The sequence below is a fragment of the Ruegeria sediminis genome (assembly GCF_005938215.1).
GTDB lineage: Bacteria > Pseudomonadota > Alphaproteobacteria > Rhodobacterales > Rhodobacteraceae > Ruegeria > Ruegeria sediminis.
This window is the reverse complement of record NZ_VCPD01000002.1, coordinates 426,288-442,485: the sequence shown is the minus strand read 5'-3', so window position 1 is coordinate 442,485 and position 16,198 is coordinate 426,288. Positions and strand designations below refer to the sequence as shown.

The window sequence follows — 16,198 nt, the reverse complement described above, 5'->3', positions numbered from 1 at the left end:
TTATCGGTGACATGCACAAAGTCGCGCGCAGCTCGGAAGCACGAAATCAGGAGAGTTTTCGAAAACCCTCCTGAGCCTTCGGTCGCGTGCCGTGATCAGTCGTCGGCTTCGTTGGCCGGTTCGGCGTTGAGCTGGCCGTAATTCTGGGCGCCGATTTCATCGTGCAGGTCAATCTGGGTTTCCAGAAAATCGATATGACCCTGTTCATCCAGGATCAATTCTTCAAAAAGATGCATCGAGGCGTAATCGCCAACCTCGGCGCAGTACTTCCGGGCTTCTGTGTAAAGCTTGACCGCTTCCATTTCGGCGGCCAGGTCGCAGGTCAGGGTTTCGCGCACATTTTCGCCGATCCGCAGAGGATCAAGAGTTTGCAGGTTCGGGTGTCCTTCCAGAAAGATGATCCGGTCGATCAGCTTGTCGGCATGTTCCATCTCTTCGATGGATTCTTCACGCATCTTCTTGGCGAGTTTTCCGTAGCCCCAGTCCTTTTGAAGCCGGTAGTGCAGCCAGAACTGGCTGACGGCAGTCAGTTCAACCCGAAGCGCCTTGTTCAAGTACTCGATGACCTTCTTGTCGCCCTTCATGTCCCCGTCTCCTTTCGCTGGCGGTTTTCCTGAGACCCCGCAAGACTGCGGGCACTTCGAGGTTATCGTTTTGACGCATCGTTGCAACGAACAGTTTCATGCAACCGCCGCAGTCGGGGGTCTTGCCCAGCGCGTGATAGATTTTTCCCGGGGTCACGATGGTCTTTGGATCGGCAGCGCGCATCCAGTCGATAGCGGCGTGAATGTCACGGTCGGATATGGATTCGCAACTGCAGACGATCATGGGGCGGCCTGTCGTGTTCTTGTTTGGCTGCATAATCGATAAAAACAGTCGGAAAGTCAATCCTGATAGAAAATATCGGAATAAGGTCTGAAAGCGGCGTGTAAGCCAATAAAGAAAAACAAGAAACCCACCGGCGGGCCGGTGGGTTCGATTTCAGCGCACTGTACAGGTGCTGCGGATCAGAGACCCAGCAGGGCTTTGACCTTGGCGACTGTGGCCTCGGCGGTGATGCCGAAATGCTTGTACAGTTCTTCCGCCGGGGCCGAAGCGCCGAAGCCCGACATGCCGATGAATCCGGCCTTGGCTTCTCGTCCGCGTTCGCCGAGCAGCCAGCGGTCCCAGCCGCCGTCGCGGACCGCGGCTTCGATGCCGACCCGCACCGGACCAGCAGGCAGCACACGCTTGCGATAGGCATCGTCCTGCTCGGCAAACAACTCCATGCAGGGCATCGAGACGACGCGGGTACCGATACCTTCGGCTTCGAGCATGGCCTTGGCTTGCATCGCGATCGAGACCTCGGATCCGGTGGCGATCAGAATGGCCTGCCGTTTGCCTTCGGCCTCTGCGAGCACATAGGCGCCCTGTGCGGTCAGGTTCTTGGTCTTGTGTTCAGTGCGCACGGTCGGGACGCCCTGGCGGGTCAGTGAAAGGACCGAAGGGCTGCTCTTGAAAGTCAGCGCCAATTCCCACGACTCGGCGGTCTCGACCGTGTCGGCGGGGCGGAACACGTAGGTGTTGGGGGTCGCGCGGCTGATCGCCAGATGCTCGACCGGCTGGTGCGTCGGGCCGTCTTCGCCCAGCCCGATCGAGTCATGGGTCATGACGAATACGCTGGGGATCTGCATCAGTGCGGCCAGACGCATTGCGGGGCGGGCATAGTCGGTAAAGCACATGAAGGTGCCGCCATAAGGGCGTATGCCGCCATGCAAAGCCATGCCGTTCATCGCGGCGGCCATGCCGTGTTCGCGGATGCCGTAGTAGATGTACCGGCCTTTGCGGTTTTCCGGATCGAACACGCCCAGATCTGCGGTCTTTGTGTTGTTCGAGCCGGTCAGATCGGCCGAGCCGCCAACCGTTTCGGTCATTACCGGGTTCACCACGCTCAGAACTTTTTCCGAAGCGGCGCGGGTGGCCAGCTTCGGCTGATCTTCCGAGGCTTGCTTTTTCAAGGCGCGGATGACGCTTGTAAGCTTCTTCGGTGCTTCGAAGGCATAGGCCCGGTTGAACTCAGCCTGCTTGCGCTCGGAGAGGGTTGCAAACCGGTCTTCCCAGGCCTTGCGCTCGGCCGCACCGCGGGCGCCGATGGCTTCCCAGGCGGCTTTTACATCCGCCGGAACCTCGAACGCGCCGAGCGGGCAACCATATGCTTGCTTGGCGGCCTTGAGTTGCTCTGCATCTGTCAGCGCGCCATGACCTTTGGAAGTGTCCTGCGCCGCGTGGCCGAATGCGATATGGGTCTTGCAGGCGATCATCGTGGGTTTTCTCGACGCCTTGGCCTGGGTGATGGCGGCGTCGACCGCTTTGGGATCGTGGCCGTCGATTTCGATCACGTGCCAGCCCGAGGCGGCGAAGCGCCGGACCTGGTCGGTGCGGTCCGACAGATCGACCTTGCCGTCGATGGTGATGTTGTTGTTGTCCCAGAACACGATCAGCTTCGACAGTTCGTGACGCCCGGCAAGGCCGATCGCCTCTTGGCTGACGCCTTCCATCAGACAACCGTCACCGGCGATGACATAGGTATAGTGGTCAACCACCTTCTTGCCGTAGTGAGCGCGCTGGATTTCCTCGGCCATGGCGAAGCCGACGGCGTTGGAAATGCCTTGGCCCAGTGGGCCGGTCGTGGTTTCGATGCCTTTCGCCAGGAAATTTTCGGGGTGGCCTGCCGTCTTGGCACGAAGCTGGCGGAAGTTCCTGATCTCGTCCAGCGTGATCTCGGCATTGCCCGTCAGGTAAAGCAGCGAATAAAGCAGCATCGAGCCGTGCCCGGCAGACAGGATGAACCGGTCGCGGTCGGGCCACGTCGGGTTTGCGGCATCGAATTTCAGGTGCTTTTCGAACAGAACGGTCGCAACGTCGGCCATGCCCATCGGCATGCCGGAATGTCCGGAATTCGCGGCGGCGACCGCGTCGAGGGTCAGAGAGCGGATGGCCGAAGCCTTGGCCCAGTGTTCGGGGTTCGCATTGCGCAGCGCAGTCAGGTCCACGGCACTTGTTCCTTTGGATTACGGGCGTTTCGCGCGCTCAATACCATCCAACCCCCAAAGTGCAAGCGGAACCCGGCGCAAGGCCGTTCCGGCGCTTCAGGAGTGTTGTCCAAGTCGTTGAAAGCAAAAGGGGGGTATTTTCCGGCCCGTTTCGGTAGACTAGTGCTATTCGCGGCCGTTTCCGATTCGGGATCCGGTGGCGCACAAGAACGAACCTTGGAAACAAAGGCAAAACGGGCATGAGCCAGATCGAGGAATTGCACAACCGTATCACCTCCGCGATGGAGCGGATCGGCTCGGGCGTCGAGGCGCTTCGAGGACAGGCCGCTGCCGCCGTCGGCGAAGATCTGGCGCTGAAGGCGGCCTTGGAAGAGGAAAGGGTTGCCAACGCCCAGCTTGAGGAACGTCTGAAAGCCCTCAAGGAACGCCATGCCGCGGAAATCGACGCCCTGCGCGCCGACGCTGGGAATGGCGAGGATGTGCAGGCTCTGAAAGCCGAACTCGAGGAATTGCGCAGTGGCGTCGCAGACGAGTCCGAGGTGAACGAACTTCGAACGCAGCTGGCCGACGCAGCGGCCAAGCTGACTGCGGTAGAAGCGGCGCGCGCCGAATTGGCCGAAGCCAAGGCCGCACTGGAAAACAACGACGACAAGGCCCGGTTGCTGGCGGAGATCTCGGCGCTCAAGGCGGAACTGGCCAACAGCGAGCGGGTAGGGGAACTCAGTGCCGAGCTTGACATGCTGCGGGCCGAGCGGGTCAGCCACGGCGCCGCCATGTCGCGGCTGGACAGCGACCTACAACAGCTGCGCAAGGCGAATGAGCAGCTTCGTGAAACCGTTGCCGAACTGCGGGCGGCGGGCGAAGCCGGGTTGGCAAACCCGGATTTGTTGAATCGCGCCACGAAGTCCGAGCTTGAGGCGTTGCGCGCCGTGCGGGCGACCGACGCGGCCGAAGCACATGCGGTGCTGGCGAGGCTGGAGCCGCTGCTGGCTCAGGCGAACCTGGCGGAAGGAGAGGTGGAGTGATGCCCGAGGTAACCATTCAGATCGGAGGGCGCGACTTTCAGGTGTCCTGTCAGGATGGCGAGGAGTCCTATCTGTACGCGGCGGCCAAGTTGCTGGACGACGAGGCGCAGGTACTGTCGGACCAGATCGGGCGGATGCCCGAGTCCCGGATGTTGCTGATGGCGGGGCTGATGCTGGCCGACAAATCCGCGGCGACAGAGGAAAGGATCAAGTCGCTCGAGGCGAAACTGGCTGACCGTGAAGCCGTACTCGAACAGATCCGCAACGCTCCACCGCCCGAGCCTGAGCGCGTGGAAGTGGCCGTAGTGCCGCCTTTGGTCACAGATACGCTCGCGGAATTGGCCGCCCGCGCCGAGGCGCTGGCGGACATGGTCGAGGAAAAAAGCCGCGCTTGAATCGGATTGCGCTCGCCGCGTCTGCAGGTTGCAGCGCAACCGGGCGCGCATCAAGGGCTGGCGAAAAGCCTCAAGAGGCAGACGAGGTTTCTGGCGGCGGATCGCACCGCCAAGGTGGTTGTGATGAGAGTCGATCCGGAGCCCGATCCCGTCAGGCGTTCGCCTCGCGGATCTTGTCAGCGGCTTCCTTGTTGTAGGCAACTCCGTTCTCGTCGAACAGGCTGTCCAGTTCTCCCGACAGCGTCATCTCTGTGATGATGTCGCAGCCGCCCACAAACTCGCCCTTCACATAGAGCTGCGGAATCGTCGGCCAGTCTGAATAGTCCTTGATGCCCTGACGGATCTCTTCGTCGGCCAGCACGTTCACATCGGTGAAATCGACGCCCATGTAGTTCAGGACGCCCGCCACGCGAGAGGAGAATCCGCATTGCGGCATCTCCTTGGTGCCTTTCATGTAAAGCACCACGTCGTTCGCTTTGATGGTTTCGTCAATCCGGGTCTTTGCGTCGCTCATCTCGCTATTCCTTGTATCTGCCCGCGGTTCGCGGGCGGTCAGTCCGTTCGGCGGCCGAACCGCCAGTTGTTCTTTTCCAGACGCTGATCCAATGGATGGATCTTTGCAACCCCGTCCGCCTGCCAGGGGCGCCGTCTGAGGCTTTCAGGATCCGGCCGCATGTCCGACAAACGGCGTCTGCTGTTGCGTTTCAGATATGCTTCGACCAGTGCGGCGACAACCACCAGTGCAATCAAGCCGCCAATAATGATGTAAAGCCAGAACATCATGCTGTGTCGCGTTCATTTCGCCTTGTCTTCGCTGGATCAGCTCAAGCGGCCACCCCTCTGTTATTCGGGGGCTTTTGTCGTAAGTGCCAATGCGTGCAACTCGCCATCCGGGCCGTCCATCTTGCCCTTGAGCGCTGCATAGACGGCGCGCTGTTGCTGGACCCGGTTCTTGCCGCGAAAGCTCTCGTCCACCACCAGCGCGGACATGTGAACGCCATCGTTCCCGCCAACTTGTATTTTCGCGTCAGGAAAGGCTTCGCGCAGAAGGCGTTCGATTTCGTGGGCGCTCATCGGCATGTAGGATACTCCTGAAGGTCTTTGTGAAGATGTAGAGCGATGCGGGATGCCACGCAAGGGCAGGCTGAAAGGGCTGAAAACGGAACTCCTGCGCCACTGACGAGCGCAGGAACCGTTTGGTCATTTCCGGAAAATGGATCAGGCAACGGCTGCCGCAAAACTGGTTCGGAACGTGCCCGCCAGTTCGGACAGCGGGGCCTCCGATCCTCCGATCCGGATGGTGTCGCCGGTGAACCGGCCCACCGATGCGATCGGAACGCCAACCTGTCCAGCGGCAATCATCAGCGCCTCGGCCTGATCGAAGTTGCAGGCGACCAAATACCTCGCCTGATCCTCGCCGAACAGCACCTCGGTCGGTGCGGAATCAAGGTGGACCCCGACGCCCGCCGCCTCGGCCAATTCAAAAGCCGCCAGCGCGAGGCCGCCGTCGCCCAGATCGGTGCATGCCTTTATCATGGAGCGGTTGGCGCGGATGAATTCGCCGTTGCGCTTCTCCGCTTCAAGATCGACATGCGGGGCATCGCCGTCTTCACGGTTGAAAACCTCGGCAAGCAGAGCGGATTGGCCCAGGTGGCCCCTGGTTTCACCGACGACCAACGCAACGTGGCCTTCGCGGACCTCGTTGCCGATGATTTCGTCGGTGTGGTTCAGCAGGCCCACGGCGCCGATCGTGGGAGTAGGCAGGATCGCCTGGCCGTCCGTCTCGTTGTAAAGGGACACGTTGCCTGACACGATCGGCATGTCCAGCGCGGCGCAGGCAGCACCGATGCCTTTGATCGCACCGACGAACTGACCCATGATCTCGGGCTTTTCCGGGTTGCCGAAGTTCAGGTTGTCGGTCGTGGCCAGCGGCTTGGCGCCCACAGCGGTCAGGTTGCGATAAGCTTCGGCCACCGCCTGCTTGCCGCCTTCCTCGGGGTTGGCGCGGACATAACGGGGCGTGACATCCGAAGTGAAGGCAAGCACCTTGTCGGTGCCGTGCACACGCACCATGCCGGCACCCAGACCTGGGGTGCGCGCCGTATCGGCCATGACCATCGTGTCATATTGTTCGTAGACCCACTGCTTCCCCGCATAGTTGGGCGATGAGAGCAGCGCGCGCAGGCCGTCGATCGGGTCGATCTGGGGAATGTCGGTCAGTTCTTCGGGCGCCGGCGTCGGCACCCAGGGGCGGTCGTATTCGGGAGCGGTGGACGAAAGCTTTGAAAGAGGCAGGTCGGCCTTGATATCGCCGTTGTGGATAATCAGGAAACGATCCTCGGGTATCGTTTCGCCAACTATTGCGAAATCGAGGTCCCATTTCTCGAACACCGCACGCGCTTCAGCCTCCTTTTCAGGCTTCAGCACCATGAGCATACGCTCCTGCGATTCCGACAGCATCATCTCGTAGGCGGTCATGTTGTCTTCGCGCTGAGGAACCGCGTCGAGGTCCAGTCGGATGCCCAGACCGCCCTTGTCGCCCATTTCGACCGCCGAGCAGGTAAGGCCAGCAGCGCCCATGTCCTGGATCGAAATCACGGCCCCGGTCTTCATCAGCTCCAGGCAGGCTTCCATCAGACGTTTTTCGGTGAAGGGATCGCCAACCTGAACCGTGGGCCGCTTTTCCTCGATCGTATCGTCGAACTCGGCCGAGGCCATCGTCGCACCACCGACACCGTCGCGACCGGTCTTGGCGCCAAGGTAGACCACTGGCATTCCCACGCCGGAGGCGGCCGAGTAAAAGATCTTGTCACTGTCCGCGAGACCGGCGGCAAACGCGTTCACAAGGCAATTGCCGTTGTAGGCGGGGTGAAACCGGACCTCGCCCCCAACGCAGGGTACGCCGAAACAGTTGCCGTAGCCGCCGATGCCCTCGACCACACCATTGACCAGACGGCGCGTCTTGTGGTGCGACGGTTCGCCAAAGGACAGGGCGTTCATCGACGCGATAGGGCGCGCGCCCATGGTGAAGACGTCGCGCAGGATGCCGCCGACACCAGTCGCCGCGCCCTGGTAGGGTTCGATGTACGACGGGTGGTTGTGGCTTTCCATCTTGAAGACCACGGCCTGGCCATCGCCGATGTCCACCACGCCCGCGTTTTCGCCCGGGCCACAGATCACCTGCGGACCAGAGGTGGGCAGGGTGCGAAGCCATTTCTTGGAGGATTTGTAGGAGCAATGCTCGTTCCACATGGCCGAGAAGATGCCAAGCTCGGTGAAGGTGGGTTCCCGGCCGATGATCTCGAGGATCATGTCGTATTCTTCGGGCTTCAACCCGTGCGCGGCAATCAGTTCCGGTGTGATGGCGGGCTCTTGCATCGTCTGTCCTGTCCCCAAGCTGGCCGATATTGCGCGCCTTTTAGGGCAAGGGCGCGCCGGGGGAAAGGGCCAAGAGCATGCAGTGTTGTCAGAACCGTTGCCCTACGTAGATGTAGAGGTTGTCCTCTTGCTGGTCGTTGCGACTGAAGTCGACCGAGAAATCCAGCGGAAACTTCTGCGAGACCCGGTAGCGGGCGCCGATGCCATAGGCCGTATGGGTTCCGCCTGTGTCGAGATCGGAAAAGTCGCTTCCGGCTTGTCCGGCACCGCCAAAGGCCACCACCCCGATGCGCTTGGAAATCCGCTGGCGCAGTTCGACCTGCAGAGAGGCCGAGCGGAAATCCAGAAATTGCGTGGCCGAAAACCCCCTGAACGCGTCGATCGTTCCAAGGCCGCACTGGTCGAAAAACGGCGTTTCGGACGAGGCGGCGCATAGGGAAAACCGGGTGGCGACGACGCCTCGGTTCCACGGGCTGAGGTAGAACGTGTAGTTCGCGTAGGATTTTGAGTAGTCCTGCACGAGGCCGTTGAGCGCATATCCTCGAGTTGCTTCGAAGTGGAGGATGTGACCGTCAGCCGGATAGATCGTGTCATCCCGCGTGCCCCAGTCCGATACTACGCCCACGTTTCCGATTTTCACGTTCAGGAACTGGTCGAAGGGTGGAGGAATTGGCGGAAGCCCCACGAAGGCGGGCGTTATCGTCGTATCAAGGTATCGGAAGGTTGCGCCAAAGGACAGGTCGGGCGTCACGCCGTAGGACAGGCTCAGCCGGCCCAGAACCCCGTCCTGGCGGATCGGCAACACTCCTACGCTGGTGAACAGGTCGTATTGGACGTCTGCCTTTCCATAGATCGCTTCCACGTTCCAACGGTTGTCGGCGAGATTGAGGTTGATGGCAGCTGCGCCGGCCATGCTGCCGTTGTCCGACCGAAGCCCACCGGCCCCGATGACCGAGGGGTCCGATCCTTCGTCCAGTTGGAACAGGTAGCCCGCGCCAAGAACCAGGCCCGATCCAATCGTCGGGTTCGAAAACGGAATGGGCGCCACGACGATGGATCCGCGGCGGAAGCCGACCGTTTCGTCTTTGGAGTAGTCGTCCAATGTACTGACATGTTTGTCTAGAACGCCATGAGCGTCCTGCGCGCTCGCCATACCGGCCGATACGCTGAACACTCCGGACAAGGCAATTCCGACCGCTCTGTGAAGCACTGTCAGTTTCCCGTGGTTCCAACGCCCAACCAAGCGACTCTACTTCTTGCCTTCCTGCTGCTCGGCCTGCTGCGCTGCCGCCTCGCCGGCGGCCGCGCCGATCGCGGCCTTTTGCTCTTCCGAGAGATGCTCGGCCTCGTCCAGTCCCGGAATGGCGACCCGAACCTCGCGGCGGGCAAAGTCGATCCCCGCCTCGTTGAACGCGCGTTTCACCCGGTTGTAGATCTCCTTGCGGATGGTGAACTGGGTACCCGGCTTGGCCATGAACTTGCCGCGTATGATCATGCCGACATCGTCGAAGTCGAAGACGCCCTGGCTCTTGAAGGGTTGCAGGAAGCCGTCCTTGTGAATCGGGTCCTCCATCATCTCGGCGCCGATCTTCTTGAATATCTTCTTGACCTTGTTGGGGTCGGTGTCGAACGGAACGGTGAATTTCAATTTCATGATGACCCAGTCGCGGCTGTAGTTGGTCAGCTTCTGGATCTCGCCATAGGGGATCGTATGCACCGCGCCGCGGTGATGGCGCAGTTGCATCGAGCGGATCGAGATCTTTTCGACTGTACCCGCGGTGCCTCCGACATCGACGTACTCGCCCACGCGGAACGCATCATCGATCAGGAAGAAGATGCCGCCGACGATGTCCGAGACCAGTTTCTGAGCGCCGAAACCGATGGCCAAACCCAGGATCCCTGCGCCGGCCAGCAGCGGCGTGATGTCAAGGCCAAGCGCCCCGAGCGCGAGAAGGCCGAAAATGACCGCTATCCCGACCTGCGCGGTGACACGCAGCAGGGGCAGCACGGTGGCAAGGCGGGAGCCACCGGCACCTCCGCCTTCGCCCGCCTCTTCGTCCTGCGTCTGTGCGGCTGTCTGCTCCTGTGCCAGCCGGCGGTTGATCCAGAGCGACACGACTTCGTTCAGGATGTAGCCGATGGCGATGATCATGAAGAACTGGATCACCTTGCCGCCGGCATCGGTTCCGGCTCCCGCGATGTTCCGCAGGTCGATGTCCCAGGCATTGGCGATCATCAGGATCACAAAGACCCCGGCCACCACCCGGCCAATGCGGATATAGCTGCGCTTGGTCGCCTTGTGGGCGCGTTCCGCTACCGGGCCGCTGCCGATCATCGGGGGTTGCAGGTGGCGCACCAATCCGCGGATCAGCGTGTCGATGGCCGGCGCCATCAGCAGCCAGAACATGGTTATGAAATGCGCCCCTCCGGCTGCGGCGGCAAGCAGTGTAGCGTTGTCCGTCGCGGCCAGGTACTCGATCACCAGCCACATGACGGCCGAAACGCCGATTGCGAAATAGGGGTAGAAATCGGCGACCCTCTCATCAAACTCTGTGCGGTCCGGGTCGGTGCCGCGCATCATGTCGCTCAGTCCCTTGCGCGCGGTCCAGGCGATCAGGCCGATATAGATGTGGATCGACGTGTTCAGCCAGAAGCCCAGACGCATTTCGGCCATCGGGACGCCGTTCAGGTTGTTGAATCTCAGGATGAACAGCGTGAAGCCGATAAGCAGGAACAGACCGATCAGGTTGCGGTGCAGGTACTTTGCCCATTGGTCGTCAACATTGACGAGGCGCAAGGACGACCGTTCCGGGGCCAACACGAACCGCGAAATCGCGGCGCCAAGACGGGGAAACCAGATCATGTAGAAGACAAACGGGGCGGCGAAAGCGATCTGCTGCTCGTCCAGCAATTGCCGCCCCACGAAGATCAGCACGTAATAAAAGACGATCAAACCGAGGATTTCTCGGCAGAAACGTCGGAACAGAAATGAAACCGCGCCGCGCAAATCGCTTTCGGCGTCGCCCGGAACGGCCCTGGTCCAGCGGCGGGTCCACAGTCCGACAGCCTTTTCCGCGGCGTAACCAATGGCCAGCGCCAGAAAAGTGAAGCCGAACAGCTTGCCAAGCCCGGCCGCGCCGAAGGTCGCCCCGAAATTGGCGAATGCCTCGGCTTGCAGCGAGATGAGCGAGGGCACCTTCCGGATCACGTCGAGCCAAGAGGCGACCATGGCGCGGGCGGTGTCGATCAGAGACGCGATCAGACCTTTCTTCGGTTCAACTTCGTCCTGCTTGGCCGCAACCGCGTCCAGGCGTTCCAGCAGCAGGGCACGAACCTGATCGTCCGACATGCGCGCGACAAGGTCATCGACCTGTTCCGGCGTCAAATCCTCGGGAACGACGACGGTGGAAGGCGCCGCCGCGTCGCCGGAGGCCGCAGTGTCTTGTGCGAAGGCAGGCAAAGTCAGGAAGGCTAGTGCTGCCAGCGCCAGCAACAGGCGGGTGAATTGGAACATGGACTGACCCTCAATCTCTTAATTCTGTTGGTTTTTCGGAATCATAGGCAAAGGCGCCCCGATTTCCCAGAAAAATTCAGCCGTTTGGAGGCGATTGAGGTAGCGGCTGTTGCCTGGCCGAAAAAAAAGGCCGAGCTCTAAGCTCGGCCGTAGTCCAACAGGGAGGTATGAAGATGATGAGCGTTTCAGCATCATCGCCTTCGCGTGACCATTTAGGGGGCCCGGTCCCCCCGTTCAAGAAAATTCAGGGTGCAACATGCTCATGTCCGCTATGCTGCAGGTGCATAGCTACAGCTTTCCCATCTGCCTCAACTGCTTGCGGTGGGCAATGATCTCGTCCTGAACGAAGTCGCGGAAGGCCGCAACGCGCTGCGAATGACGCAATTCCTCGGGATAGGCGAGATAAACGGGAACATCCGCGCTTTCGATGTCAGGAATGACGCGCACCAGATCGGGGAAGTCCTCGGTCACGTAATCCGGCAGAACGCCGATGCCCAGGTTGTGCAGCACGCCCTGCAGAACGCCGAAATAGTTGTTCACGGTCAGCAGGGATTTCGGATTGTAAGTCATCAGGTGCTGGACCAGCGATGCACCGGCGCTCACCTGCGCCGCGGTGGGGTTTTGGCAGATGAGCCTGTGGTGCTGGATGTCGCTCAGTGTTTCGGTGGGGACACCGCAACCGTCCACGTAGTCCCGCGTGGCGTACAGTTGGATCTGCACCGTCATCAGGCGCTTTCTGACCAGGTCGGCCTGGCTGGGTTCCTTCATGCGGATGGCGACGTCGGCCTCGCGCATGGGCAGATCCAACACCCGTTCTTCAAGCATCAGGTCAATATTGAGTTCAGGGTACTTCTCATAAAGCTTAGGCAGGCGCGGAGCGAGCCAGAGCGTCCCGAATCCGAATGTGGTGGTCACGCGCAACTCGCCGAACACCTCTTCTTCGCTGTCGCGGATGCGCGCTGCCGCGGCGTCCAGGCGTTTGGACATCGCGTTGGTGGCGTCGAACAGCAGTTCTCCCTGTTCGGTGAGAATCAGGCCGCGCGCGTGCCGGTGAAAGAGGGTCGCGTTCAGCGCCTCTTCGAGCGCGCGGATTTGCCGGCTGACTGCCGATTGCGACAGATTCAGCTTGTCTCCCGCATGGGTCAGGCTGCCCGCATCGGCAACCGCGTGAAATATTCTGAGCTTGTCCCAATCCATTGCCGCAACTTTCGTTATTGGTCCGATGCCCTATATGAAAGGTGTAACAATTTCCACAATCAACCGAGGTTGCCGAAACGGAAAGGGGAAAAAATCACCTATACAGGTCAGAAATTATGACCTAAAATGGGTGGAGGATAACGCACTCTATTCCGGCGAAGGGGAGACGTCAGATGAGTCAGGCGAAAATTTCGCTTAATGACCGGTTCGACTTGGAAAAAAGCCCGGTTCTTTTGAACGGAACGCAGGCGCTGGTGCGCTTGATGCTGATGCAGAAGGCCCGCGACCGCGAGGCCGGACTGAACACCGCAGGACTGGTCACCGGCTATCGCGGCTCGCCTCTCGGGGCGGTGGATCTGCAGATGGTCCGAGCGCAAAAGCGGCTGTCCGAGCACGATGTCACATTCCAGTACGGGTTGAACGAGGATCTGGCCGCCACCGCCCTGTGGGGCAGCCAGCAGGCGGGGCTTCGCGGCGACGGCAAGTTCGATGGCGTCTTCGGCCTTTGGTACGGCAAGGGGCCGGGGGTGGACCGTTCGGGCGACGTGATGCGCCATGCCAACATGGCCGGCACTTCGAAACATGGCGGCGTTCTGATGGCGATGGGCGACGACCATACCGGCGAAAGCTCAACCGTGCTGCACCAATCCGAATGGTCACTGGTGGACATGTACATGCCGGTGGTCAGCCCGGCCGGAGTTCAAGAAATCCTGGATTACGGCATCTACGGGTTTGCGCTGAGCCGGTTCGCCGGGCTCTGGGTCGGTCTGAAGACCATGAAAGACACGATCGAAGTGACGTCGGTCGTGGATGGTCGCCCCGATCGGATGAAACTGATCGTGCCCGAATTCGACATGCCCAAGGGCGGGCTGAACATTCGGCTTGGCGACACGCCGCACGAGCAGGAAAGCCGGATCATCGATTTCAAGCGCTTCGCCGCCGAGACATTCTCGCATGTCAACAAGATGGACAAGCGGATGTGGGGCAAGCCCGGCGCCAAGATCGGCATCGCGGCTGCGGGCAAGAACTGGCTGGACCTCGTCCATGCAATGTCGCTCTTGCATATCGACGAGCAAGAAGCCGAACGCCTTGGCATCACCACCTACAAGATCGGTCAGACTTTCCCGCTGGACATGAAAGGGTTCCATGACTGGGCCGAGGGGCTGGACCTGATCATCATAGTCGAGGAAAAGCGCAAGCTGATCGAGGTTCAGGTCAAGGAAGCCATCTTTGACGACCGCCGCGGCCGCCGCGTCTATGGCTGGTACAAGGGCGGCGCGGGCACCATGCACCGTGACGAACTGTTCCCGACCCGCGGTGCGCTGGATCCGGTGATGATCGCCGAGAAACTTGGACAGATCCTGATCGAAGAGGGGCACGACACCGACGGAATCCGCGCGGGCCTAGCCAAGCTGGACGACGCGCGCCGGGCCGACAACGCCCAGGAAATCGCGTCGCGCCTGCCTTATTTCTGCTCGGGCTGCCCGCACAACACTTCGACCAAACTGCCGGACGGCAGCCGCGCCTATGCGGGGATCGGCTGTCACTACATGGTGCAGTGGATGGATCGCAACACCACCGGCTTCACGCAGATGGGCGGCGAGGGCGCGAACTGGATCGGCGAGGCACCATTCTCGACCACGAAGCACGTGTTCCAGAATCTTGGCGACGGCACCTACAACCACTCGGGCGTTCAGGCCATCCGGGCGGCTCTGGCGGCCAGGACCAACATCACCTTCAAGATCCTGTTCAACGACGCGGTCGCTATGACCGGCGGCCAGCACAACGAAGGCGACCTGACCGCGGAGCGCATCGTCAACGAGTTGAAGGCGATGGGACTGAAGCACGTCGCCGTGGTCTATGACGACAAGGAAGACGTGAATTTCGCGGCCCTGCCGAAGGGCATCGAGACGCACGAGCGCGCCGAGATGATGAACGTCCAGAAGCGCTACCGCGAGATCGAGGGCGTCTCGGCCATCGTTTACATTCAGACCTGCGCGGCCGAGAAGCGCCGGCGTCGCAAGAAGGGCGAGTTCCCCGATCCGGACAAGCGGGTATTCATCAATACCGACGTCTGCGAAGGCTGCGGCGATTGCGGGATCCAGTCGAACTGCGTTTCCATCGTACCGAAGGAAACCGAACTCGGCCGCAAGCGCGCTATCGACCAGTCGAGCTGCAACAAGGATTATTCCTGCCTCAAGGGCTTCTGCCCGTCCTTCGTGACGCTCGAAGGCGCCAAGATCCGCAAGGAGGCCACGACCGAGATCGACCTGCCGCATCTGCCTATGCCGGAACTTCCGCAGATCAACGGTACGCATAACGTGGTCATCACCGGTGTCGGCGGCACGGGCGTCGTGACCATCGGTGCCGTGATGGCCCAGGCCGCCCAGATCGACGGCAAGGGTGCGGGCATGATGGAGATGGCGGGCCTGGCGCAGAAGGGCGGCGCGGTGCATATCCATTGCCGTCTGGCCAACAAGCCCGAAGATATCAGCGCCATTCGCGTGGCGACCGGCGAGGCCCATGCGCTGATCGGTGGCGATCTGGTGGTATCGGCCGGTGCCAAAACTCTTGGCCTGACGCAGTCGGGCAAGACCGGCGCCGTCGTCAACAGCCACGAGATCATCACCGGCGATTTTACCCGCAACACCGATTTTCATATCCCGACCGAACAGCTTTCGTTGGCCCTTGAGGCGCGGCTGCGGGATCGTCTTGACCTGTTCGATGCCACGGAACTTGCGCGCGCGGTGATGGGCGACTCGATCTATTCGAACATGATGGTGTTTGGCGCGGCCTGGCAGCGCGGCCTGCTGCCGATCAGCCATGACGCGATCATGGAGGCGATCGAACTGAACGGAGCGGCCGTCGAGCGCAACAAGCGCGCCTTCGAAATCGGCCGCTGGGCGGTACTGCACCCGGAAGAAGTCGGCAAGATCCTGAAGCCGACGGTCGTCGAACTGCCCAAGACGCTGGACGAAAAGATATCGTTCCGTGCCGATCACCTTGTCGCCTATCAAGGCAAGCGCCTGGCGAAACGTTATCGCACCATGCTCGACGGAATCGAGGATGAAGGGCTGAAAGAGGCGGTCGCCAAGGGGTATCACAAGCTGCTCGCCTACAAGGACGAGTACGAAGTGGCCCGCCTGCTGTTGAAGAACCGAGACAAGGTGGCCGCCGAGTTCGACGGCGACCCGAAGATGACGCTGCATCTGGCGCCGCCGATTCTGGGCGGCAAGGATCCGGACGGTCGCCCCAAGAAGCGGGAATTCGGAGAATGGATGCTGGGGCCGCTCAAACTGCTGTCGCGGATGAAGGCTTTGCGGGGAACCCCGTTGGACATTTTTGGCTACAGCGCGGACCGCAGGATGGAGCGGGCGTTGGTCAGGCAGTACGAAAAGGACATGAGGGAGGTCCTGCCCAAGCTGAACTCGCAAACCCGCGATGCGATTGTCGCGCTGGCGCAGCTGCCGCTTGACATCAAGGGTTTTGGCCCGGTCAAGAACGCCAACGAAGCCAAGGCGGCCAAACGGCGCGAGGAACTCTTGGCGGTGATCCGCCAAGGTGGGCCGGAGATGAAGAAGGCGGCTGAGTAAAACGTCACGAACCTGTCGCGAAGGCTATGCAAAATTGTCGCCTGCCCGTATTTAGCCGGCAACG

At 61.0% G+C, this 16,198-nt stretch carries 12 protein-coding genes; 3 read left to right on the top strand and 9 right to left on the bottom strand.

Annotation, left to right across the window (positions count from 1 at the left end; all coding sequences use genetic code 11):
• Nucleotides 1-95: 95 nt before the first annotated feature.
• Nucleotides 96-584 (bottom strand): bacterioferritin, encoded by a 489-nt coding sequence (gene bfr, locus FGK63_RS06760; protein ID WP_138840846.1) that lies wholly within the window; start codon nucleotides 582-584, stop codon nucleotides 96-98.
• Nucleotides 585-1,007: 423 nt separating this feature from the next.
• The gene (tkt, locus tag FGK63_RS06750; RefSeq protein WP_138840844.1) at nucleotides 1,008-3,032 is read right to left on the bottom strand and encodes a transketolase; all 2,025 of its coding nucleotides are present in this window, start codon (nucleotides 3,030-3,032) and stop codon (nucleotides 1,008-1,010) included.
• Between the two features lie 239 nt (nucleotides 3,033-3,271).
• Here tkt and FGK63_RS06745 point away from each other — a divergent pair, with 239 nt between their 5' ends.
• Nucleotides 3,272-4,057, top strand: a complete 786-nt coding sequence (locus FGK63_RS06745) for a coiled-coil domain-containing protein (protein WP_138840843.1) — start codon at nucleotides 3,272-3,274, stop codon at nucleotides 4,055-4,057.
• Nucleotides 4,057-4,452 carry a cell division protein ZapA gene (locus FGK63_RS06740; protein ID WP_138840842.1) on the top strand — a complete coding sequence of 132 codons (396 nt, stop codon included), beginning with the start codon at nucleotides 4,057-4,059 and terminating at the stop codon, nucleotides 4,450-4,452. The genes FGK63_RS06745 and FGK63_RS06740 overlap by 1 nt, the downstream gene beginning before the upstream one ends.
• 151 nt (nucleotides 4,453-4,603) lie before the next feature.
• Here FGK63_RS06740 and grxD read toward each other — a convergent pair whose 3' ends face one another.
• From grxD to FGK63_RS06705, 7 genes are all read right to left on the bottom strand, one after another.
• Nucleotides 4,604-4,966 (bottom strand): Grx4 family monothiol glutaredoxin, encoded by a 363-nt coding sequence (grxD, locus tag FGK63_RS06735; protein WP_138840841.1) that lies wholly within the window; start codon nucleotides 4,964-4,966, stop codon nucleotides 4,604-4,606.
• 38 nt (nucleotides 4,967-5,004) lie between these two features.
• Nucleotides 5,005-5,235 carry a hypothetical protein gene (locus FGK63_RS06730; protein WP_138840840.1) on the bottom strand — a complete coding sequence of 77 codons (231 nt, stop codon included), beginning with the start codon at nucleotides 5,233-5,235 and terminating at the stop codon, nucleotides 5,005-5,007.
• A gap of 60 nt (nucleotides 5,236-5,295) precedes the next feature.
• On the bottom strand, nucleotides 5,296-5,532 hold the full coding sequence (locus FGK63_RS06725; protein WP_138840839.1) for a BolA/IbaG family iron-sulfur metabolism protein: 237 nt from the start codon (nucleotides 5,530-5,532) through the stop codon (nucleotides 5,296-5,298).
• A 138-nt stretch (nucleotides 5,533-5,670) separates the two neighbouring features.
• On the bottom strand, nucleotides 5,671-7,830 hold the full coding sequence (gene purL / locus FGK63_RS06720; RefSeq protein WP_138840838.1) for a phosphoribosylformylglycinamidine synthase subunit PurL: 2,160 nt from the start codon (nucleotides 7,828-7,830) through the stop codon (nucleotides 5,671-5,673).
• A gap of 88 nt (nucleotides 7,831-7,918) precedes the next feature.
• Nucleotides 7,919-9,040, bottom strand: coding sequence for a BamA/TamA family outer membrane protein (locus tag FGK63_RS06715; protein ID WP_138840837.1), 1,122 nt, complete (start codon nucleotides 9,038-9,040; stop codon nucleotides 7,919-7,921).
• 39 nt (nucleotides 9,041-9,079) lie between these two features.
• Nucleotides 9,080-11,344, bottom strand: coding sequence for a mechanosensitive ion channel family protein (locus tag FGK63_RS06710; RefSeq protein WP_138840836.1), 2,265 nt, complete (start codon nucleotides 11,342-11,344; stop codon nucleotides 9,080-9,082).
• A 288-nt stretch (nucleotides 11,345-11,632) separates the two neighbouring features.
• Entirely contained in the window at nucleotides 11,633-12,541 is a 909-nt protein-coding gene (locus FGK63_RS06705; protein ID WP_138840835.1) for a LysR family transcriptional regulator, read from the bottom strand.
• 149 nt (nucleotides 12,542-12,690) lie between these two features.
• Here FGK63_RS06705 and FGK63_RS06700 point away from each other — a divergent pair, with 149 nt between their 5' ends.
• The gene (locus tag FGK63_RS06700; protein WP_281282110.1) at nucleotides 12,691-16,134 is read left to right on the top strand and encodes an indolepyruvate ferredoxin oxidoreductase family protein; all 3,444 of its coding nucleotides are present in this window, start codon (nucleotides 12,691-12,693) and stop codon (nucleotides 16,132-16,134) included.
• The last annotated feature ends 64 nt before the right edge of the window (nucleotides 16,135-16,198 follow it).